At 67.7% G+C, this 19,883-nt stretch carries 13 protein-coding genes and 8 pseudogenes; 7 read left to right on the top strand and 14 right to left on the bottom strand.

Annotated features, from left to right (window positions below):
• Nucleotides 1-34 precede the first annotated feature (34 nt).
• A complete protein-coding gene (locus OHB56_RS40560) occupies nucleotides 35-361 on the bottom strand; it encodes a hypothetical protein (RefSeq protein WP_406350967.1) in 327 nt (108 codons plus the stop codon).
• Between the two features lie 449 nt (nucleotides 362-810).
• Between OHB56_RS40560 and OHB56_RS40555 the strand changes: the two genes are divergently transcribed.
• Nucleotides 811-1,044, top strand: coding sequence for a GntR family transcriptional regulator (locus OHB56_RS40555; protein WP_406350969.1), 234 nt, complete (start codon nucleotides 811-813; stop codon nucleotides 1,042-1,044).
• A 75-nt stretch (nucleotides 1,045-1,119) separates the two neighbouring features.
• Here the strand turns inward: OHB56_RS40555 and OHB56_RS40550 are convergent, their stop codons facing one another.
• The 3 genes and pseudogenes from OHB56_RS40550 to OHB56_RS40540 form a co-directional block, all read right to left on the bottom strand.
• Nucleotides 1,120-2,211 (bottom strand): IS630 family transposase, encoded by a 1,092-nt coding sequence (locus OHB56_RS40550; RefSeq protein WP_406350971.1) that lies wholly within the window; start codon nucleotides 2,209-2,211, stop codon nucleotides 1,120-1,122.
• Between the two features lie 56 nt (nucleotides 2,212-2,267).
• Nucleotides 2,268-3,130: pseudogene (locus OHB56_RS40545) on the bottom strand (IS5 family transposase).
• Nucleotides 3,131-3,189: 59 nt separating this feature from the next.
• Nucleotides 3,190-3,960 carry a glucose 1-dehydrogenase gene (locus OHB56_RS40540; RefSeq protein WP_351129555.1) on the bottom strand — a complete coding sequence of 257 codons (771 nt, stop codon included), beginning with the start codon at nucleotides 3,958-3,960 and terminating at the stop codon, nucleotides 3,190-3,192.
• Nucleotides 3,961-4,337: 377 nt separating this feature from the next.
• On the opposite strand from OHB56_RS40540, the pseudogene OHB56_RS40535 reads away from it, so the two are divergent.
• Nucleotides 4,338-5,055 (top strand): annotated as a pseudogene (locus OHB56_RS40535) (IS6 family transposase).
• Nucleotides 5,056-5,437: 382 nt separating this feature from the next.
• On the opposite strand, the gene OHB56_RS40530 reads toward OHB56_RS40535, so the two are convergent.
• Nucleotides 5,438-6,091 carry an HNH endonuclease family protein gene (locus tag OHB56_RS40530; protein ID WP_406350973.1) on the bottom strand — a complete coding sequence of 218 codons (654 nt, stop codon included), beginning with the start codon at nucleotides 6,089-6,091 and terminating at the stop codon, nucleotides 5,438-5,440.
• A 170-nt stretch (nucleotides 6,092-6,261) separates the two neighbouring features.
• Here OHB56_RS40530 and OHB56_RS40525 point away from each other — a divergent pair, with 170 nt between their 5' ends.
• Nucleotides 6,262-6,723 carry an excalibur calcium-binding domain-containing protein gene (locus OHB56_RS40525; RefSeq protein ID WP_406350974.1) on the top strand — a complete coding sequence of 154 codons (462 nt, stop codon included), beginning with the start codon at nucleotides 6,262-6,264 and terminating at the stop codon, nucleotides 6,721-6,723.
• Nucleotides 6,724-6,842: 119 nt separating this feature from the next.
• Here OHB56_RS40525 and OHB56_RS40520 read toward each other — a convergent pair whose 3' ends face one another.
• A complete protein-coding gene (locus OHB56_RS40520; protein WP_406350976.1) occupies nucleotides 6,843-7,067 on the bottom strand; it encodes a hypothetical protein in 225 nt (74 codons plus the stop codon).
• A 96-nt stretch (nucleotides 7,068-7,163) separates the two neighbouring features.
• Here OHB56_RS40520 and OHB56_RS40515 point away from each other — a divergent pair.
• Nucleotides 7,164-7,901 (top strand): annotated as a pseudogene (locus OHB56_RS40515) (integrase); the annotation flags it as partial.
• A 70-nt stretch (nucleotides 7,902-7,971) separates the two neighbouring features.
• Nucleotides 7,972-8,316, top strand: coding sequence for a transposase (locus tag OHB56_RS40510; protein ID WP_406350978.1), 345 nt, complete (start codon nucleotides 7,972-7,974; stop codon nucleotides 8,314-8,316).
• Nucleotides 8,317-8,337: 21 nt separating this feature from the next.
• Here OHB56_RS40510 and OHB56_RS40505 read toward each other — a convergent pair.
• Nucleotides 8,338-9,212, bottom strand: a protein-coding gene (locus OHB56_RS40505) for an IS5 family transposase (RefSeq protein WP_406350980.1) whose coding sequence is annotated in 2 segments (ribosomal slippage) — nucleotides 8,338-8,865 and nucleotides 8,868-9,212 — 873 coding nt in all. Because the reading frame shifts where the segments join, the coding sequence is not laid out codon by codon here.
• Nucleotides 9,213-9,514: 302 nt separating this feature from the next.
• On the opposite strand from OHB56_RS40505, the pseudogene OHB56_RS40500 reads away from it, so the two are divergent.
• Nucleotides 9,515-10,543, top strand: a pseudogene (locus OHB56_RS40500) (IS701 family transposase); the annotation flags it as partial.
• Nucleotides 10,544-10,918: 375 nt separating this feature from the next.
• Here the strand turns inward: OHB56_RS40500 and OHB56_RS40495 are convergent.
• The 7 genes and pseudogenes from OHB56_RS40495 to OHB56_RS40465 all read right to left on the bottom strand — a co-directional run bounded on the left by OHB56_RS40495 (nucleotide 10,919) and on the right by OHB56_RS40465 (nucleotide 18,689).
• Nucleotides 10,919-12,166: an IS701 family transposase gene (locus OHB56_RS40495; protein ID WP_406350982.1), complete on the bottom strand. Its 1,248-nt coding sequence runs from the start codon at nucleotides 12,164-12,166 to the stop codon at nucleotides 10,919-10,921.
• Between the two features lie 331 nt (nucleotides 12,167-12,497).
• Nucleotides 12,498-13,526: pseudogene (locus OHB56_RS40490) on the bottom strand (IS701 family transposase); the annotation flags it as partial.
• Between the two features lie 282 nt (nucleotides 13,527-13,808).
• A pseudogene (locus OHB56_RS40485) lies at nucleotides 13,809-14,705 on the bottom strand (IS701 family transposase); the annotation flags it as partial.
• A 19-nt stretch (nucleotides 14,706-14,724) separates the two neighbouring features.
• A pseudogene (locus OHB56_RS40480) lies at nucleotides 14,725-15,656 on the bottom strand (IS5 family transposase).
• Nucleotides 15,657-15,717: 61 nt separating this feature from the next.
• Nucleotides 15,718-16,089, bottom strand: a pseudogene (locus OHB56_RS40475) (transposase); the annotation flags it as partial.
• Nucleotides 16,090-16,168: 79 nt separating this feature from the next.
• Nucleotides 16,169-17,653, bottom strand: a complete 1,485-nt coding sequence (locus OHB56_RS40470; protein ID WP_406350984.1) for an IS4 family transposase — start codon at nucleotides 17,651-17,653, stop codon at nucleotides 16,169-16,171.
• 448 nt (nucleotides 17,654-18,101) lie between these two features.
• The gene (locus OHB56_RS40465) at nucleotides 18,102-18,689 is read right to left on the bottom strand and encodes an RICIN domain-containing protein (protein WP_406350986.1); all 588 of its coding nucleotides are present in this window, start codon (nucleotides 18,687-18,689) and stop codon (nucleotides 18,102-18,104) included.
• Between the two features lie 479 nt (nucleotides 18,690-19,168).
• Between OHB56_RS40465 and OHB56_RS40460 the strand changes: the two genes are divergently transcribed.
• The gene (locus OHB56_RS40460; protein WP_406359314.1) at nucleotides 19,169-19,492 is read left to right on the top strand and encodes a transposase; all 324 of its coding nucleotides are present in this window, start codon (nucleotides 19,169-19,171) and stop codon (nucleotides 19,490-19,492) included.
• Nucleotides 19,493-19,883: the final 391 nt, after the last annotated feature.

Below are 19,883 nucleotides of genomic sequence, written 5' to 3'. Positions count from 1 at the left end.
GTAGGGGGCTTCCTGGCGTTTGGCGGAGCCGCGCCTACGGCTTCATGTCGCGCACGGCCGTGCCGATATCCCGCCCGGCTTCGGCGTACCGGGCAACCGTGCCGTCAGCGTTCACGGCTCGCATGGCAATGGGCAGCACTTCGCCCAGCGCTTCCACCACGCGCGCCAACACGAAGTTGGCTTCGTCTGCGCTGAGTTGGGGACCGTCGGTCATGGCTCCGGCAAGCGTGTGCCACACGGTGGCAGTCTCCAGCGCTGCGACGTCGGCCATGGCGTCGAGGAAGCCGCCTGGCTCCGTGCGCGCGTATGCCGTCTTGCCGGTTGCAGCGTCGTACCCCAGTCGGCGAAATCCAGCGTTCATGCCGCACGCCCCTGGGGACCGTACGGGTAGTCAATGCCGAACGTTGCGAGTGCTGCCGCTGTGCGCCGTTCCCGCTGCCGTTCCCGTTCCCGCTGCCGTTCGTGCGCGATGACGAAGGGGCGTACGAGGGGAAGCCGGTCAGCGTCGATCACGTCGGCCGGTCGGGGCGCCCTGGGCGTCGGCAGTGGGCGGGGAACACGGCGGACGACAGGGGTCGGCGTAGCGCGGCGCTTTCCACGGGCGGGCAGGAACCACGCAATGAGCGCAGCGATAAGGTTCCGCATTAGGTCGACTCCTAGTCAGTCGGCTCAGCCCCAGGTGTCGACCCTTGCCCGGTCGCCCTGGGGCGCTTTCGTCCCGGCAGGATTGCCGGGCCACCCAGGTTACGCGACCTTGCTATAGCTCGCTATCCCTAGCAGTACTTTGCCGCAGCGCGGAGCATTGATCTTGTGGAGCTAGACCCGACCCGCGCGAAGTGGGTACAGATCAGCGCTGAGATTGAGCGGCGCATTGACGCTGGCGTGTACCCGACGGGGTCGAAGCTGCCCGGCATCCTGGCGTTGTGCGCTGAGTTCGGCGTAGCCCAGGTGACCGCGCGAAAGGCGCTAGCTGATCTACGTGAGCGCGGACTGATCCGCATTGAGAACGGCATCGGGTCGTTCGTTGCCGACGGCGCCAACTGACGCTTACTGTACGGGAGTTGAGGAATTGGGCGAAGCTGCCGCGCACCCGCTGACCTGGGAGTATCCTCAGAACTGCTAGTCTTCTGAGTCAGGAATTCTGTTCAGATAGCCGGCGAGGCGTTCGAGGATCTCGTCCGCGGTCTTGGTCCACACGTAGGGCTTGGGATCGGTGTTCCAGGCGGCGATCCAGGTACGGATGTCCTTCTCCAGCGCCTGGACGCTCTTGTGGAGGCCTCGCCGTATCTGCTTGTTGGTCAGCTCGGCGAACCACCGCTCGACCAGGTTCAGCCAGGACGAGCCGGTGGGGGTGAAGTGCAGGTGGAAGCGGGGATGGGCGACCAGCCAGGTCTTGATGGCCGGCGTCTTGTGGGTGGCGTAGTTGTCCAGCACCAGATGCACGTCCAGGCCCGCCGGCACCTCCCGGTCGAGTTTGATCAGGAACTTCTTGAACTCCTCGGCCCGGTGCCGGCGGTGCAGCGAGCCGATCACCTTGCCGGTGGCCACCTCCAGGGCGGCGAACAAGGTGGTGGTGCCCGCCCGCACGTAGTCGTGGGTGATCCGCTGCGGGACGCCGGGCATCATCGGCAGCACCGGCTGGGAGCGGTCCAGGGCCTGGATCTGGCTCTTCTCGTCCATGCAGAACACCAGGGCCCGCTCGGGCGGGTCCAGGTAGAGGCCGACCACGTCGTGGACCTTGTCGACGAAGTACAGGTCCGTCGACAGCTTGAACGTCTCGGTGCGGTGCGGTTGCAGGCCGAACGCCCGCCAGATCCGCGACACGGTCGACTGCGACAGGCCCATCTCCTGGGCCATCGCCCGCGTCGACCAGTGCGTGGCGTTCTTCGGCGTCGACTCCAGCGTCTTGGTGACCACCGCGGCCACCTGCTCGTCGGTGACCGTCCGGGGGCCACCCGGGCGCGGCATGTCGCCCAGCCCGGCGATCCGGTGCTCGACGAGCCGCTTCCGCCACCGGCCCACCGCATGCGGTGTGGAGCCCAACTGCGCCGCCACGTCCTTGTTCGACGCGCCGGTGGCGCAGGCCAGGATGATCCGGCAGCGCAGCGCCCAGGCCTGCGGCGTGGAACGGCGTCGCACCCATCCCTCCAGCGCAGCCCGTTCCTCGTCCGACAGGATCAACTCGGCCTTCGGCCGCCCAGTACGTGCCACCAGGCAACCCTACACATCTGAACGGAATTCCTGACTCAGAAGACTAGGGTCCGTCTTCAAACGGATCTTGCCCAGAGCAGGAACGATGCGAGTGTGACCGCCGCTTCGTAGGAGGTGGCGGTCTTCTCGTATCTCGTGGCGATGCCGCGGAAGCCCTTGAGCTGGTTGAAGCAGCGTTCGACGGTGTTGCGCCGACGGTAGGTCTGCCGGTCGAACCCGGGTGGCCTGCCGCCCCGGCGGCCGCGGTTCAGCCGGTGGCGCTGCTAGTCGACCTTCTCCGGGATGGTGTGTGCGATGCCGCGTTTGCGCAGGTAGGCGCGGAGGCCGCGGGATCTGTAGGCCTTGTCGGCGATGACCTGGTCGGGTCTGCAGCGCGGCCGGCCGAGGCCGGCGCGGGGGACGCGGATACGTTCGAGCAGGGTCTGTGCGCAGATGCTGTCATGGCGTTGGCCTGGGGTCAGCAGGATCGCGAGGGGGCGGCCGCGGCCGTCGCAGGCGAGGTGGATCTTGGTGGTCAGTCCGCCTCGGGATCGGCCGAGGGCGTGATCGTCCGGTTCGTCCGACCGGTGCCGCCCCCTTTTCGCCCGGTCGCGGCGGCGTGCTGGTGGGCGCGGACGACGGTGGAGTCGATCTGCACCAGCCAGTCGATGTCCCCGGCCGCGTCCGCCCGAGCCTGAATCTGCTGCAGGGCCCGGGTGAACACGCCGTCCAGGGCGTAGCGGCGGAAACGGGTGTAGACCGTCTGCCACGGCCCGTAGCGTTCCGGCAGGTCGCGCCACGAGATCCCGGTCCGGATCTTGTAGACCATGCTGTTGACGACCTGCCGGTCGTCCACGCGTGGCCGGCCCGTGGCGGCTCTCGGTATCAGCGGAGCGAGCAATTCCCACTCCTGATCGGTGAGTTCATGACGACGTACCACCCTGCCATGATCCACCACCTGCTGATCTTTGAAGACGGACCCTAGCGCCGGGTCAGGCGTCAGCCAGCCGTCATGCCCGCGTCGACCGGCAGGGCGTGCCCGGTGACGTGCTTCGACACGTCGGAGGCCAGGTACAGGAACGTCTGGGCGACGTCCTCGGGATTGATCAGCACACCGGTCGGGTGCAGCGCGGCCGCCTCCGGTTCGGTGAACATGCCGGCGTTGATTGCCTGGTCGAGCAGCGCGGTGCGGACGACACCCGGGCACACGGCGTTGATGCGGATGCCCTGCTTGACGTACTCGATGGCCGCCGTGCGCGTCAGCGCGACCACGCCACCCTTGGCCGCCGAGTAGTCAGCGATGCCCAGCGGCAGGCCGACCATCCCGGCGATGGAAGCCATGTTTACGATCGTGCCCCCGCCCTGGGCCAGCATCTGGGTGATCTCGGCCTTCATGGACAGCCAGACGCCCTTGAGGTTCACCGAAACCGACTTGTCCCACGCCTCTTCGGTGAGCTCGTGCAGCGGCGCGCCGCCCTGTTCCTCGATGCCCGCGTTGTTGATCGCGATGTCCAGCCTGCCGTAGGCGGCAACGGTGGCCCGGACCGCCGCCTCGAGGTCGGCCGCCGAGGTGACGTCGGCCCGAACGAACTGCGCTTCCCCGCTGTCCTTGGTGATCGTGGCGGCCGTTTCCTTCCCGCCGTCCTCGTTGATGTCGGCGATCACGACCTTGGCGCCCTGCGCGGCGAACAACTGTGCGATCGCGGCGCCGATGCCCTGCGCCGCACCGGTGATGAGCGCGCTCTTGCCCGCCAGCAATGAATCCACCATGTGCCCTTCGCCTCCTTGTCGGGGATGAGGGGCACCTCGCATACCCCTCTGGAAGAGAGAAATTCCGGTCAGCGAACCGGACGCGCCACCGGCCGGGGGCGCGCGTATCCACGAAGGTAACCTCGCCACTGACCATCCTGCGCCTCCAAGCCCGTGACGTGGCAACAGAGTTGGGACTTTCACGCAAGCCACCGCAGGTCAGGCCAGGGGGTAACAGTCACGCCGGGTAGAGCATGAACGCCTCCCCGCGCCGAGTACGCACCACAGTGAAGTGGCGCTGGTCGAGCGTGGCGACGCGCAGCGTCTTGACCGGCGCTGTCACGTTGGTTGACCGGGTGGGATGCTCTTCGGGTTGATCATGCTGGGAGGGGTCGTCCGTGGAGGGCACGTCGCCGTCGTACAGGGGGCACCGGTACCCGGTCGAGGTGATCTCCCACTGCGTGTGGCTGTACCACCGATCCCGCTCAGCTTCCGTGAGGTCGAGGAGCTCATGCTCCAGCGCGGCGTCATCGTCTCCTGCGAGACCATCCGTCGCTGGTGCGCCAAGTTCGGCCAAGCCTACGCGAACGGACTACGTCGTCACCGGCCCCGGACCGGCGACAAATGGCACCTGGACGAAGTCTTCATCAAGATCAACAGTGGGCTGAAGTACCTGTGGCGGGCCGTCGACCAGGACGGCAACGTCCTGGACATCCTCGTCCAGTCCCGGCGCGATGCCAGGGTCGCGAAGCGGTTCCTGGCCAGGCTGATGAAGAAACAGCGCCGGGTCCCGCGAGTGATGGTCACCGACAAGCTGAAGAGCTACGGCACCGCCCATCGCACACTGATGCCCTCGGTCGAGCACCGCTCCCCCAAGGGCCTCAACAACCGGGCGGAGAACTCCCACCGGCCCACACGACAGCGCGAACGCGCCAGGAAGGGCTTCCGGTCGCCTCGGGCAGCCCAGCGGTTCCTGGCCGCGTTCAGCGGCATCTCACCGCACTTCCGGCCCGTCGGCACCTGATGACCGCCCCCGAGTACCGCACGGAAATGCACCACCGCTTCGCCACCTGGAACGAGACCACCGGCACGACCGCCATGCCCACCACGGCCTGACCCGGGGCCGGCAACCGCCCCCACCACACCCCGCCACCCGCTCAGCCAGCCATCCTCAGACAACTTGACAACGCCGCCCCACTCCCCCACCCACTCCGTGAGCTTGTCGCGCGCCGTCGCCTCCGACGCCCACCATCCGTGCATCGCCGCACGGCCAGCCGTAGTGAGGGTGAGGTGGTAGCGGTCGGGGTTCATACGGCCAGCCGGCCGGGCGCTCGGGGTTCGGCGATCGCGTCAGACCATCGCCACTGGGCACCCGGAGGCGCGTCAGGTGGGGCCGTCCGGAGTCTTACCGCCTCGCGATGGTCTGCCTACTGGACGCCCGCCAGTCGCTGCGACAGAGCAGCGAACAGCCCCGCACCCCCAGGATGCCAGACCAGACCTACGGTGCGGGTTCATATTCGACGGTCTGCCCGTCGCAGTCGGCGGCCAACTCCTCGAGGGCGATCCGTTCCGTGTCGTCGACGGTGAGCTGCCAGCGAAGCTTCGTCGCGACCCAGTCGACGGCGTAAGTGCAGTGGGCTCCGGCAGCCGGCGGCAACCACTCGGCCGGGTCCTGGTCTGACTTGGACCGGTTGGTGCGGGCGGTGACCGCGACCAGGCTGCGCTCGGCGGTGAGGTCGTTGGCATAAGCCTCCCTGCGCTCGGGCGTCCAGGCGGAGGCGCCGGAGTCCCACGATTCAGCGAGCGGGACCATGTGGTCGATGTCCAAGCCGCCCGGCTCGATAACGGTCACCTCGTCGTAGTACGACCACCACTCCCCCGCCGTCACCCGACATCCAGCTTCGACGGTCGGCTCGACCAGGGACTCGGCGATCAGTACCTCCATGCGGGTGTTGCAGGAGTCGCGGTCGGCGTCCACCCAGTGCCGGAACGCGACGCGGGTGTAGCCGTCGCGGGACTCCACTCCGGCCGGCAGGGCAGCGACCGCGTCGGCGAGCGGCAGCACCTCTGCGGGGGCGGCGGCGGCCGGCGTAGTGAGGGGCAGGGCGAAGAGGGCAGCGGCGAGTAGACCGCGCAGAGTTGGTTTGATCACGCCCTGGTGATACCGGAGCCCGGCATGTCTGCGGGCTCGAACTGCGGGTGGGTCACTCGGCTGCCGGAATCCTCACACCGGGGCCGCGATCAGACGTTCCGTCACGGTTTCACATTTCCTTTACATGCGGCTATGGTCGGCGCTTCCGCGATCATCCACAGGGGGGCACCATGACCAACCCGTACATCCCGCCCGCAGCCAACCCCGCGCCGAAGTGGGCGCGCAAGAGGTTCGTCCTGCCAGCGATCGGCCTGGCGTTCATCATCGGCCTCGGGTCCGGATCCGGCGACAGTCAGCCCCCGAAGGACGACGCCAAGCCCGCCGCTGCCAGCGCGCTGCCGTCCGCCACGGTCACCGAAACCGTGACCGCCACCCCCGAGCCGGCGCCCACCGTCACCAAGACCAAGGAAGTCGAAGTCGAGGTAACCAAGACCAAGGAAGTCGAGGTGGAGGTGACGAAGACCGTCACCGCGCAGCCCGCTGGCGGTAGCGGCGGCGGTGGGGGCAGCGTCTACTACCAGAACTGTGCCGCCGCCCGAGCCGCAGGAGCCGCGCCCGTCCACCGCGGCGAACCCGGTTACGGCAGCCACCTCGACCGCGACAACGACGGCACCGGCTGCGACTGGGGATAGAAGCCCACCGCCGCTGCCTTGGACACGCGAGCGTCCGGCCGACAGGAACTCGGCCGGGCGCTCGCCGCGGTCAGGCACCCCGCAGGCAGGGTGCCTGACCTACAACCTCAGCGGAGCCCTTAGCGGTGCGCTTCCCGGCGGATCCACGCCGCATGCTGGCCGGCGCGCTCCGCCCGTTCCCGAGCCTTGCCCATCAGGTGGTCCGGGACGGGCTTCGGTTCGCCATTCGGCTTCAGCAGCAGATCGGCTTTGAGGGTGAGCGGCAGGATGTTCGCGCCGTCGTAGCAGTCCGTCCAACCGATGCTGTGACCCGACGGCGGGCACTGCGGGTGCCGATAAATCATCCGCTCAGGCCACGGCCTTGATCGGCCTTCTCTGATGCGACGTCGGCCGCCCCGCTGTCTTCACCTGGGCAGGGGAAGACGGCATCATGACCGGTCGTGCTGCTGCGCCTGGCCTACCTCGCCACGACCAACACCCTGGCACTCCTGCGCCTGCTGCCGATGAGCGACCGCGACAAGGACATCGAAATCCTTGCGCTCCGACACCAACTGCTGGTCCTGCAACGCCAGGTTGGCAAGCCCGCCTTCACCGACACCGATCGCGCCATCCTCGCCGGCCTGCTCCACCACCTCCCAAGGGAGAAGCTGCGCCACCTCCTGCTGCTGGTACGCCCGGACACGATCCTGCGGTGGCACCGCAACCTGCTCAAGCGACGCCACGCCGCGACCTGTGCGCCGAAGCGGCGTGGGCGCCCGCCCACCGTCCGCTCGATCCGCGTCCTGGTCCTGCGTCTGGCCAGGGAGAACGCGTCGTGGGGGTATCGCCGGATCCACGGCGAGCTCGCGGCTCTCGGTATCGAGGTCGCCGCCTCGACCGTCTGGGAGATCCTCCGCGAGCACGGCATCCCACCCTCACCCGAACGGCAGAGCACCATCTGGGCCGAGTTCCTGCGCAGCCAGGCGGCCGCACTGCTCGCCTGCGACCTCTTCGAGACCCGCACCCTGACCGGGGCGCGCCTGTACGTCTTCGCCGTCATCGAGCACTCCAGCCGGCGCGTCCGGATCCTGGGCGCCACCGCGCACCCGACCGCGGAGTGGATCGTGCAGCTCGGCCGCAACCTCGCCATGGACCTGGAGGACGCGGGCAGCAGGGCCAGGTTCCTGATCCGGGACCGAGGGACCTGTCCCCGAGTGGTGGACACCTCTGATACCGGCCCCGGCAGGGGCCGGGCAGGAGGTATCTTTTATGGTGATGAAGGTCTACTCGCCCGAGTTCAAGGCGGACGCGGTCGCGCTGTACCTGTCGGACCCGAGCCACACCCTCGAGGGCATCGGCAAGGATCTGGGGATCAGCCGGGAGACGCTGCGCAACTGGGTGCGGGCCGAGCGGGCCCGCCGCGGTGAAAGCGGCACGACGAACGGCAACACGAAGGACATCCCGGTGAGCGAGGCCACCAAGCAGGAGCTGGAGGGCGAGATCGCGGCTCTGCGCGCGGAGCTGAAGGCGGTGCGCAAGGAGAACCAGAAGCTCGCGGTCGAGCGGGACATCCTGCGCAAGGCGACGAAGTTTTTCGCCGCCGAGATGAACTAGGGCGTGTTGCGAAAGTGCTGGTCACAGCCACTCATTGATGGCTGCGACCAGCACGGTCGCTTCGTAGCGGACGGCGAGTTTCTCGTACCGGGTGGCCACGGCTCGGTGGCGCTTGAGGCGATTGATCCCGCACTCCACCGCGTGGCGCTCCTTGTAATCGGCCTTGTCGAACTTCGGCGGACGGCCGCCGCGAGAGCCGAGCTTCTTGCGGTTGCGGACCTGGTCAGCCTTCTCCGGGATGGTGCAGCCGATGCCACGTCTGCGCAGATAGGCGCGGTTCCCGCGGGAGCCGTACGCCTTGTCGGCGCGGACCTTGTCCGGCCGGGTTCGCGGCCGGCCCCGACCGATGCGGGGCACCCGGATGCCCTCCAGGACCGGCTGGAACTGCGGACTGTCGTGTCGCTGGCCGGCGGTGACAAGCAGCGACAGCGGCTTTTGCCCCTGCTCGACCGCCAGGTGCAGTTTGGTGGTCAACCCGCCGCGCGAGCGTCCGAGGCCATGGTCGTCGGGTTCGGTGTCGACGCCGCCGGGAGGCTCCTTCTGCAGTGCCCCTTTTTACGCGCCCCGGCGGCATGCTGGTGGGCCCGGGCGGTTGTGGAGTCCACGCTGACGTCCCACGTGATCAGGCCCTTCGCGTCGGCCTCGGCCTGCAGCTGCTCGAAGATCCGCTTCCAGGTGCCGTCGCGCTGCCAGCGCCGGAACAGGTCGTAGGCCCGGTCCCACGGTCCGTACCGCTCCGGCACGTCGCGCCACGGGGCACCGGTCCTGGTCCGCCACCGTATGCCGTCTATCAACTGCCGCCGGGTCCACACCGGCGGACGGCCCGGCTTTTTGCCCAGTGGCAGCAACGGTTCAAGCCGGGCCCACTGGTCGTTTGTCAGATCACCACGCCCCACGGCAGGTGATCATTCACGATCAAGATCGACTTTCGCAACACGCCCTAATACTCCAGCCGGACTTCTGTATTTACCCTGGTCAACGGCCTGGCAGCGGGGAGTGTAGCGGGTGCGCTGTGGTCGTGGGACGGTCTTGCCGGGGCCGTCCCACCAACGTGTGCCCGCGCCGCATGTAATGACAGCGCGACGAGCAGTCCGTTGTCGTGATCCACGACGTACCGACGAACGCCTGGGACCTGGAACTCGAAGAACTCTTCCTGCGGATCGGTGGACGCTTCTCCCGTGTGGAACCACGCCGGCGGATGCGGGACTACGTCCGCGGGCTGCTCGGCCCGGTCGGCCGCAAGAACAGCTGGCAGCTCGCCGAGTACGCCGGCCACGCCACCCCACACGGCCTGCAGCACCTGCTCTCCCACAGCCGGTGGGACGCCGACGGCCTGCGCGACGACCTGCAAACCTACGTCGCCGAACAACTCGGCATGCCAGGCGGTGTGTTGATTGTCGACGACACCGGATTCGTGAAGAAGGGCACCACCTCTGCCGGAGTGCAGCGCCAATATTCCGGCACAGCCGGCCGCACCGAAAACTGCCAGATCGGGGTGTTTGCCGCCTATGCCACCACCCGCGGCCACGCCCTGGTCGACCGCGAGCTCTACCTGCCCAAGTCCTGGACCGGTGACCGCGAGCGCTGCCGAGCGGCCCGCGTCCCCGACGACCGCACCTTCGCCACCAAGGGCGACCTCGCCCGCGACATGATCGAGCGCGCCCTGGCCTCTCCGCTCCCTTTCACCTGGGTCACCGCCGATTCCGCCTACGGCCAGGACTCCCACTTCCGTCGTTTCCTGGAAGACCGCGGCCTCTTCTACGTCGTGGCCGTGCCCAAGTCCCAGCAGGTGAACGGCCCGCGCATCGACCATCTCATCGAGCAGGCCCCGCTCGAGGCGTGGCAGCGTCTGTCGGCGGGGCAGGGAGCCAAGGGCGAGCGCTCCTACGACTGGGCCGCCGCCCGTCTGCCCGCCGTGGCCGAGCCCGACGGCGGCGAGCCGACCCGGCAGCGATGGATGCTGGCCCGCCGCAGCATCAGCAAACCCGACGAGATCGCCTACTACCTCGCCTGCGCCCCGCTCGAGGCCACCGCCGCCGACCTGGTCCGCGTCGCCGGTTGCCGCTGGAAGATAGAGGAGTGTTTCCAGAGCGCGAAGAACGAGTGCGGCCTGGACCAGTACGAGGTCCGCCGCTACGTGGGCTGGTACCGGCACATCACGCTCGCCATGCTCGCCCACGCGTTCCTCGCGGCGATGGCCGCCCAGGAACGCGAAAAGGGTGACACGGCCGACACGCCCGACCTCGTGGACCTCACACCGGCTGAAATCCGCCGTCTGCTGGCAACTGAACCCCGCCGCTATCCTGCAGGCCGCGACCACGCGGTGAACTGGTCCCGCTGGAGACGCCGCCACCAAGCACGAGCCCGACGCTGTCATTACATGCGGCGCGGGCACCCGTTGGTGGGACGGCCCCGGCAAGACCGTCCCACGACCACAGCGCACCCGCTACACTCCCCGCTGCCAGGCCGTTGACCAGGGTAAATACAGAAGTCCGGCTGGAGTACTAATACTCCAGTCAGAATTCGTGTCCTGAGCTGGTTCTTCTTCGATAGTGACATCGTCGGGCGGTGGCTTGGTGGCGTCGTCGCCAGCGGGACCAGGTCAGGGCATGCCGGTGACGGTCGAGTTCGGGGCGGGGGTGGGGCAGGAGAGTGTCCAACAGTCGCCGGATCTCCGCCACGGTGAGAGGAACGATGCTGGTCGGTTCGTTTCTGCGGTTTCCCGGTGGGAGGCTTGGACGGCCAGAACGGTGAGGAAGGCATGGGCGAGCATGGCCAGGGTGATGTGCCGGTACCAGCCGATGTAGCGGCGGACCTCGTACTCGTCCAGGCCGCATTCGTTCTTCGCGGCCTGGAAGCATTCCTCGATCGCCCACCGGCTGCCCGCGATCCGGGCCAGTTCGTCGATCTCGACGCCGACGGGTGCGTGGGCGAGGTAGTAGGCGATCTCGGAAGGGTCGGACAGGCTGCGGCGGGCCATCACCCAGCGGTGATGGGTCGGCGGATCCGGGTCGAAGACGAGGTTGGCGGGCAGTTTGGCCGCGGCCCAGTCGTAGACGCGCGGTCCCTTGGCGCCGTCGCCGCAGGACAGTCGCTGCCAGGCGTCGGCGGGGGCTTCGTCGATGAGCTGGTCGATGCGCCAGGCGCCGGCCAGGGACTTGATCTGCTGGGACTTGGGCACCGCCACCACGTAACCGAGGCCGAGTTGCTCGAGCAGGCGGCGGAAGTTCCAGTCCTGCCCGTAGGCCTCGTCCGCGGTGACCCAGGCGGCCGGCAGGCCGGCGGCCAGGCAGCGGCGCACGATCTCCCGGGCCGGCTCGCCCTTGGTCGCAAAGCCGCGTTCGTCAGGGATTTTCGCCGTCCGGCACCGCTCGCGGTCGGACGTCCAGGCTTTCGGCAGGTAGAGCTCCCGGTCGACCAGGGCCCGGCCCGAACTGGTGGCGTAGGCGGCGAACACACCGATCTGACAATTGTCGATCTTCCCCGAGGTGCCGGTGTACTGCCGGCCCACCCCGGCCGAGGCGGTGCCTTTCTTGACGAACCCGGTGTCGTCGATGATCAGCACACCGCCCGGGCCGAGCCGTTCGGCGGCGTAGTCCCGCACGTCGTCGCGGACCGCGTCGGCGTCCCAGCGGGCGCCGTTCAGCAGGTGCTGCAGGCCCGCCGGGTCACGGTGGCCGGCCCATTCGGCCAGCTGCCAGCCGTTCTTCCGCCCGACCGGCGCCAGCAGGCCGCGGACGTAGTCACGCATCCGCCACCGCAGATCCGCCCGAGCGAACCGGCCCGCCACCCGAGCGAACACCGACTCCAACTCGGCCTTCCAGTAATCGACTTCAGGTATCGCGTCCATACCCGGACAACGACAACCAGCAGCTCAGGACACGAATTCTGACTGGAGTATTAGTACTCCAGCCGGACTTCTGTATTTACCCTGGTCAACGGCCTGGCAGCGGGGAGTGTAGCGGGTGCGCTGTGGTCGTGGGACGGTCTTGCCGGGGCCGTCCCACCAACGGGTGCCCGCGCCGCATGTAATGACAGCGTCGGGCTCGTGCTTGGTGGCGGCGTCTCCAGCGGGACCAGTTCACCGCGTGGTCGCGGCCTGCAGGATAGCGGCGGGGTTCAGTTGCCAGCAGACGGCGGATTTCAGCCGGTGTGAGGTCCACGAGGTCGGGCGTGTCGGCCGTGTCACCCTTTTCGCGTTCCTGGGCGGCCATCGCCGCGAGGAACGCGTGGGCGAGCATGGCGAGCGTGATGTGCCGGTACCAGCCCACGTAGCGGCGGACCTCGTACTGGTCCAGGCCGCACTCGTTCTTCGCGCTCTGGAAACACTCCTCTATCTTCCAGCGGCAACCGGCGACGCGGACCAGGTCGGCGGCGGTGGCCTCGAGCGGGGCGCAGGCGAGGTAGTAGGCGATCTCGTCGGGTTTGCTGATGCTGCGGCGGGCCAGCATCCATCGCTGCCGGGTCGGCTCGCCGCCGTCGGGCTCGGCCACGGCGGGCAGACGGGCGGCGGCCCAGTCGTAGGAGCGCTCGCCCTTGGCTCCCTGCCCCGCCGACAGACGCTGCCACGCCTCGAGCGGGGCCTGCTCGATGAGATGGTCGATGCGCGGGCCGTTCACCTGCTGGGACTTGGGCACGGCCACGACGTAGAAGAGGCCGCGGTCTTCCAGGAAACGACGGAAGTGGGAGTCCTGGCCGTAGGCGGAATCGGCGGTGACCCAGGTGAAAGGGAGCGGAGAGGCCAGGGCGCGCTCGATCATGTCGCGGGCGAGGTCGCCCTTGGTGGCGAAGGTGCGGTCGTCGGGGACGCGGGCCGCTCGGCAGCGCTCGCGGTCACCGGTCCAGGACTTGGGCAGGTAGAGCTCGCGGTCGACCAGGGCGTGGCCGCGGGTGGTGGCATAGGCGGCAAACACCCCGATCTGGCAGTTTTCGGTGCGGCCGGCTGTGCCGGAATATTGGCGCTGCACTCCGGCAGAGGTGGTGCCCTTCTTCACGAATCCGGTGTCGTCGACAATCAACACACCGCCTGGCATGCCGAGTTGTTCGGCGACGTAGGTTTGCAGGTCGTCGCGCAGGCCGTCGGCGTCCCACCGGCTGTGGGAGAGCAGGTGCTGCAGGCCGTGTGGGGTGGCGTGGCCGGCGTACTCGGCGAGCTGCCAGCTGTTCTTGCGGCCGACCGGGCCGAGCAGCCCGCGGACGTAGTCCCGCATCCGCCGGCGTGGTTCCACACGGGAGAAGCGTCCACCGATCCGCAGGAAGAGTTCTTCGAGTTCCAGGTCCCAGGCGTTCGTCGGTACGTCGTGGATCACGACAACGGACTGCTCGTCGCGCTGTCATTACATGCGGCGCGGGCACACGTTGGTGGGACGGCCCCGGCAAGACCGTCCCACGACCACAGCGCACCCGCTACACTCCCCGCTGCCAGGCCGTTGACCAGGGTAAATACAGAAGTCCGGCTGGAGTACTAATACTCCAGCTGTAGATCGTGATCTTCATGTCTGATTCACGGCTTGTCGGCGGTAATGGCCGGCCCGGGCTCGGGCCTGATGGCGGCGCCGCCAGTCGGACCAGCGAAGCCGGTGGGCCACGTCGCGCATGGGCCGGACGAATGCTGTGAACAGTCGCTGGATCTCGTTGCAGGTGAGCGGGATCAGACTGTCCGGGGCGGGCCGGCGAGTGTGTTCGTCGGCGCGGACAACGGCGAGAAAGGCGTGAGCGAGCATGGCCAGGGTGACCCAGCGAGACCACGAGGTGAAGCGGCGGACCTGGTGCTCGTCCAGTCCGGCCAGGCCCTTTCCGGACTGGAAGGTCTCCTCCACCCGCCACCGCGATCCGGCGACGCGGACCAGCGTGGCCAGCGGCACCGAGGCGGGCGACCAACAGCGGTAGTAGGCGAGTTCACCGGTGGTGCGGTTCCGGCGGATCAGCAGCCGGTGGCTGCCGGACCTGGGTTCGGCCAGGTCAATGACGGCCCAGTCGTAGAAGCGATGCCCCCTGGCGCCGGCCCCCGCCGACAGCTTCTGCCAGGCCCGCTTCGGCACCTTCGCAGCCAGGATATCCGCGCGGAACTTCCCGGCACTGGTGCTGACTTCGGCCGAGCAGGCGATGGCGAGCACGTAGCCGATCCCGCGCTCTTCCAGCGCGGACCGCAGCTTCGGATTGCCGCCGTAGACCTCGTCGCCGGCGACCCAGCCCACGCGGTGCCCGGCGTCCAGGTACCGGCCGATCATGCGGGCGGCCAGCTCCGGCTTGGTCGCGAAAGCGGTGTCCTCGCCCAGGCCCGCGGCCCGGCAGCGGTCCGGGTCGCACGTCCAGGAGCGCGGGACGTACAGCTCACGGTCGACCGCCGCATGCCCGCGCAGTCCCGCGTAGACCAGGTAGACGGCGACCTAGGCACTGTTTCTCGGATCATGTGCGGAGCCAGATGGCGAGGGCTGCGAGTGTGACGGTGCCGAGGTAGATGTAGGCGCGTTTCTCGTAGCGGGTGGCGACGGCGCGGAAGCCTTTGAGGCGGTTGATGGTGCGCTCGACGGTGTTGCGTTTCTTGTAGCGCTCGCTGTCGAAGCCGGTGGGACGACCACCTCGGGAACCTCGGTTCTTGCGATGTCTCTGCTGGTCGAGACGTTCGGGGATGGTGTGCCGGATTCCGCGCCGTCGCAGGTAGCGGCGGTTCGTCCGGGACGTGTAGGCCTTGTCCGCCAGGACACGGTCGGGCCGCGTGCGAGGCCGGCCGACCCCGGTGCGAGGCACAGAAATCAGCTCCAGCACCCGCTCGAGCTGGGGCCCGTCACCGTAGTGTCCGGGTGTCAGGGTGAGGGCGAGGGGCCGGCATCGCCCCTCGGCTGCGAGATGGATCTTGGTGGTGAAGCCGCCGCGGGACCGTCCCAGGCATTCGCCGATCTGACCACCTCCTCCAGCCGGACGACCAGTTTCCGCAGTACCGGATCGACCTGGTTCGTCCCCCGCCCGGCCCCCCTTTGAGGAACGGCGGCCGGGGGCGCCTTCCTCGCGCCGGCGGCGTGCTGGTGGGCCCGCACGGCTGTCGAGTCCACCGATACCTCCCAGTCGATCCGGCCCGCGGCATCCTCGGCTGCCTGGATGCGAGACAGCAGCATCTTCCAGGTTCCATCTGCTGACCAGCGACGATGCCGTTTATAGACCGTCTCCCACGGCCCGAACCGCTCCGGCAGGTCCCGCCACTGCACACCGGTCCGCACCCGGTAGAGGACCCCGTTGATCACCCGACGGTGATCGCTCCACCGACCTCCACGCGCACCACCGGGAGGTAAGAACGACTCCAGCCGATCCCACTCCGCATTCGTCAGATCCCCACGTCCCATGACGCCAGCCTGCCCCCAACACCCCGCTCAGGTCAGGAGATCCGAGAAACAGTGCCTAGTGGCGGACTTCGGAACGTGCGGCGCGGATCGCCGTCAGCGCCTTCCCGTCCGAGGCGGCGAGGGTGCCGATCAGGCGGGAGACCGTCGGGTCGGAGGCGACCGGCCCGAACACGGCCGGCTCCGACCGCAGCAGGGCGATGTCGGCGAGGCAGTCCCCGCCGAGCGCGACCGCCTGTGCGAGGTCCACGAGGATCTTGCCGGGATCGTGGACGGCCCGCGACTTCCGCCACGGGGCCAGGGCCGCGGATATGGCCCGGTCAAGACCGGTCTTGCGGACGGTCTCGATCAGCAGGACCGAACCGGCCTGTGAGACCACGGCCCGGCCGTCCCCCTGGACGCGGACATGGGGGTAGGAGCCGGTAGGCTGCTTCACCTGGAAAGTGCCTCTGGATTCAGTGGGAACAAGGACCTAGACAATCCTCATTCTTGCTGGTCAGAGCAATGCCGGTGATTTAGGGCGTTTCCGCAGGTGAGGGCAGGTATCCCGGGTTCCGCGTGACTATGAGTGAGTAGCTGACGCGGCTGGGCGGGCGGGGCTCGTCCCGGCGTTTGGCTTCGAACGTGTTCCGCGGTGGTTTCTTCAGTCGCTGGCAGCGGCGGTCGCGGCGCGGGGGCAGGCGGTCGTTGAGGAGTTCCTGGACGACTTCGAGGCGGACGGCGTGCAGGGCCTGCGGGTTCGCTGCGGTCTGTCCAGCGGTGGTGAGCCGGGCGAGCCGCACGGTCGTGGTGAAGGAGATCCGGTCAGGATCGATCTTGCCCTGTTCGGCTGCGTGGACTTTGAGCGCGCACAGTGCCTGGCAGACGGTGAGCAGTGCGTAGATTTCCTGGCAGATGAGCTCGGGGGTCTTGGAACGCAGGATGAAGCCGGCGCCGCGCAGGCGGTTTTTGAGTTCGGCGAAGCCGTTCTCGATCTCCCAGCGCTGGTGGTAGAGCTGGGCCAACTGCCGTGCGGGTGCTTGCCGGTGGTCGAGCAGGCTGGTCGCGAGGCGGAACTTCTCCACCTGCACCGGCCCGTGCTGGGGCCGGACCGTGACGGTGTAGTCGATGATGCGCACGAGGTGTCCGTCGGGCAGCCCTGTCGGGGTGCGGCCCTGGAAGCGGGCGTTGCCCAGGCGCTGGCCCTCGGCGGGGGTGGGCATGACGGACACGTACGAGCCGTCGGGCAGGACCCACAGCGGCGGCAGGACGAGGTTCTTCTTGATCCGCCAGGCGAGGTGGCAGCCGGTCGCCTCGACCAGGCCCCACAGCTCGTGGCCGGCGAAGTTGCGGTCGGCCAGCAGCAGTATGCCGGGCCGCAGGGAGGCGAGCAGGCGGCGGGCAAGCTTGTGCTCGCTGAACCTGGCGATCGAGTCGAAGGCCGCGTCGATGACGGCGTGGGTGCCGCACTCGATCAGAGCCATCAGTCTGACCTGCGGATTTCCGCTCTTGTTGGTGCCGTCGCGGCCGGTGAATCCGAACGTGGCGGCGTTCTCGGGGCTGTCCGGAACGTCCAGCGCGGTGCCGTCCCAGGCGACCAGCCGCAAACCGAAGGCGAATGCTCCCGGGGTCGTGGGTGTCGCCTGTGCGCCGCACCGGCGTTCGAAGAGGGCCTGCAACGGCTTGTCTCCCAGGCGCTGGCGGGCTCGGGTGAGGGCCGAACTGGTGGGCAGGCGCTGCACGAGCCCGCCCGGCAGGTGCCGCAGTTTCTCGGTCAGGGTCCGCAGGACCGCCCGGTATCCCGGCGGCCCGGCGCTGTCGGAGCTGCTGAACAGGCACAGGGCCAGGACGAAGTAGACCACCGCGCGGGCCGGAAGAAGCCTGCGGCGGCGCTCGATCCTTCCGGTCAACTCCAGTACTTCGTCGACTACTTCGGGTGTGATCTCCTCGGTGAGTACACCGAGCCGGATCCGGTCGCCGAACTGCGGCTGCGACCGCCTTCGGGGACTTCGGGATGGCACCGGACGGATTGCCGTGGTGACGGCTGGGGCAACAGCGATGGCAGACTGAGCGCCCAACGGGGCTCCCTCGCAGGCAGTCGGATCTTGGTCGATCTCCTGTCCTACCGGGAGCCCCGTTGCCCTGTCCCGAGATCACCTGGCGCATCATCAGTCCGTGGCGGACCGCCTGTGCATCCCAGGGTTCTACTCACCCAGAACACTCGTCATCGCGCGCTCTACCTGCACTGATGCCCTAAATCACCGGCATTGCTGGTCAGAGGCACTTTCTGCTTACCTGACCGCCTGTCGGACAGCCCGCTTCATGAAAGCGCGAGGCTAGAAGAACAACGCCCCGGGCAAAGGCTCCGGGGCGTTGTGACGACAGGTTCTGACTGAGGCGCGCAAGCCAGTTTTAGGGCCCGGACCGCGCCCGCGGGGGACGCGGGCCGGAACCCTCAATGGCCGTCGGTCACCTGTCGATGATCCTCCAGAGCTGGTTGTCCGAGTCGTCGCAAGTGAATTGGGCAGCCTGCGCGCCATTCGCGGTACTGGCTCCCGAGATTCCCAGGCACAGCTTGCTCTTGCTATTCTTCAGCGCATACCACCCGCTGGGGTAAGAAGACTTCGTAATGAACTGCCAGTCCTGATTGGCGTCGCCGGCCGGATTCGCTTGGATGGCTGCTGCGCCGACGGCGGTGCTGGCGCCGTCGATACCGAGATTCTTGTGTGAGAGAGAGTTCTCAAAGCTGGTGAGGTCGCCGCCCGAATTGAAAGCGTTCCAGTTCTGGACGGCTGAATAGTCACTACCTGACAGGGATTCGGACTGCTGGACAATTTTGGCACCGTTGGCGGTGCTGGCACCTGCGGGCTGCAGGAACTTCTTGGACTTGTAGTTCTGAACCCCGTACTTGCCGTCGCCCACGGCCAGTATGCTCGCCACCGGCAAGGGCACGTCATCGCTCTTCGGCGACTGAGCGTGAGCGATCGCCGGACTGGCCACCGCTATCAGCGCTCCGGTCAGAACTGCCGCGACGGTGTTCCTGGTGCGTGCGCGCATGGTGTATCTCCTGACGTTTGATGTGACGTTTGGTGCGGTTGGTGTCGCTGGGAATACCCAAGCAGGTCGCTGGGGGGATCAGCTAGATCATGCAAGCACTTTGACCTGAGGAGCGTTCTTGACAGGGCCATGGTGGTCTGCTGTCAGAACGCAGGTGTACCTGGATCGCCGTAAATACCGAACGAAGTCGGTCTGGACCACCAGCAAGTACTCCAGCACTTGGCCCGATATCGGCAGATCGCCCTGGCCATGCCGTAACTCACCCGACCGCCGTCCGGACGTCACCAGCGAAAGGGCCGCAGAACCTATGCGGTCACGGAGCGTTTTCCAACCTGCCGGTCGAGTTGGATGGTTGGGCCGACAGATAGGTGAAGCCCCTGGTTGAAGCTTCCCCTTGATCGTGGACACCTGGAGACTGGGATCTTGAGGTTCCAGAGGAAGTAGCACCAGGTGGGAAGCAAGTACACGAAGCGGTACACCTGGGCATACCCGCCATCCGCTCGAGGCGCGGTCCCCGCAGACGCCGCCCCGGCAGGCTCCGCGCCGACAAGGCGTACCACTCCGCCGAGAGGCTGAAGTGGCTGCGCGAGCGGGGCGTCGTCCCGCGCATCGCCAGGCCCGGCATCGAGTCCAGCAAGCGTCTCGGCCGGCACCGCTGGAAGATCGAACGGTCGATCTCCTGGCTCTTCGGCTACCGCCGCCTGACCGTCCGATACGAGCGAAAGGGCAGCCACTTCCTGGCCTTTCTCGGACTCGCGGCGGCCCTGACCTGCTACAAGAAGCTCGCAAAACTCACCACGTGAGACATCCTCTTCATCTCCTGGGTTCCTGAAGGCAGTTCCAGGCGAAAGAACTTCCGCCTGCGACCTCGGCCCACACCGGACAACAGCTGCGACGCGTGGAGCTGGAGTTGCGGGTGTCGGGCGATCTGCAAGACGACCTCGAAACCGCGCTCAAGGCCGCCGCGGTCCCCGCCAGATCACCCCTTGAGGGTGAAGGCACAAGCTGGCTGGTGTCGAGCCACAGTTACTCGTACACCGACAACGAGCGGCCGCTCGTATACACCCACCGACTAGCCTCGCGCTTTCACGAGGTGGGGTGTCCGATACTTGATCAAATATGCGGAAAGTGCTCCTGACCTGCAACGATGGGACTTGTCTAAGAACGCCTAACACAATGAGGTGGATCAGTCCT

Origin of the sequence: Streptomyces sp. NBC_01635 (genome assembly GCF_045209715.1) — a bacterium.
Classification (GTDB): domain Bacteria; phylum Actinomycetota; class Actinomycetes; order Streptomycetales; family Streptomycetaceae; genus Streptomyces; species Streptomyces hirsutus.
The sequence above is the reverse complement of the archived record's forward strand: the minus strand, read 5'-3'. Positions and strand labels throughout refer to the sequence as shown.

Excerpts from the sequence above, each read along its gene's own strand:
- OHB56_RS40465 (WP_406350986.1), bottom strand. The coding sequence starts at position 18,689 with ATGCGCGCACGCACCAGGAACACCGTCGCGGCAGTTCTGACCGGAGCG.
- OHB56_RS40510 (WP_406350978.1), top strand. The coding sequence starts at position 7,972 with ATGGTGATGAAGGTCTACTCGCCCGAGTTCAAGGCGGACGCGGTCGCG.
- OHB56_RS40520 (WP_406350976.1), bottom strand. The coding sequence starts at position 7,067 with ATGATTTATCGGCACCCGCAGTGCCCGCCGTCGGGTCACAGCATCGGT.
- OHB56_RS40525 (WP_406350974.1), top strand. The coding sequence starts at position 6,262 with ATGACCAACCCGTACATCCCGCCCGCAGCCAACCCCGCGCCGAAGTGG.
- OHB56_RS40540 (WP_351129555.1), bottom strand. The coding sequence starts at position 3,960 with ATGGTGGATTCATTGCTGGCGGGCAAGAGCGCGCTCATCACCGGTGCG.
- OHB56_RS40495 (WP_406350982.1), bottom strand. The coding sequence starts at position 12,166 with ATGGACGCGATACCTGAAGTCGATTACTGGAAGGCCGAGTTGGAGTCG.
- OHB56_RS40560 (WP_406350967.1), bottom strand. The coding sequence starts at position 361 with ATGAACGCTGGATTTCGCCGACTGGGGTACGACGCTGCAACCGGCAAG.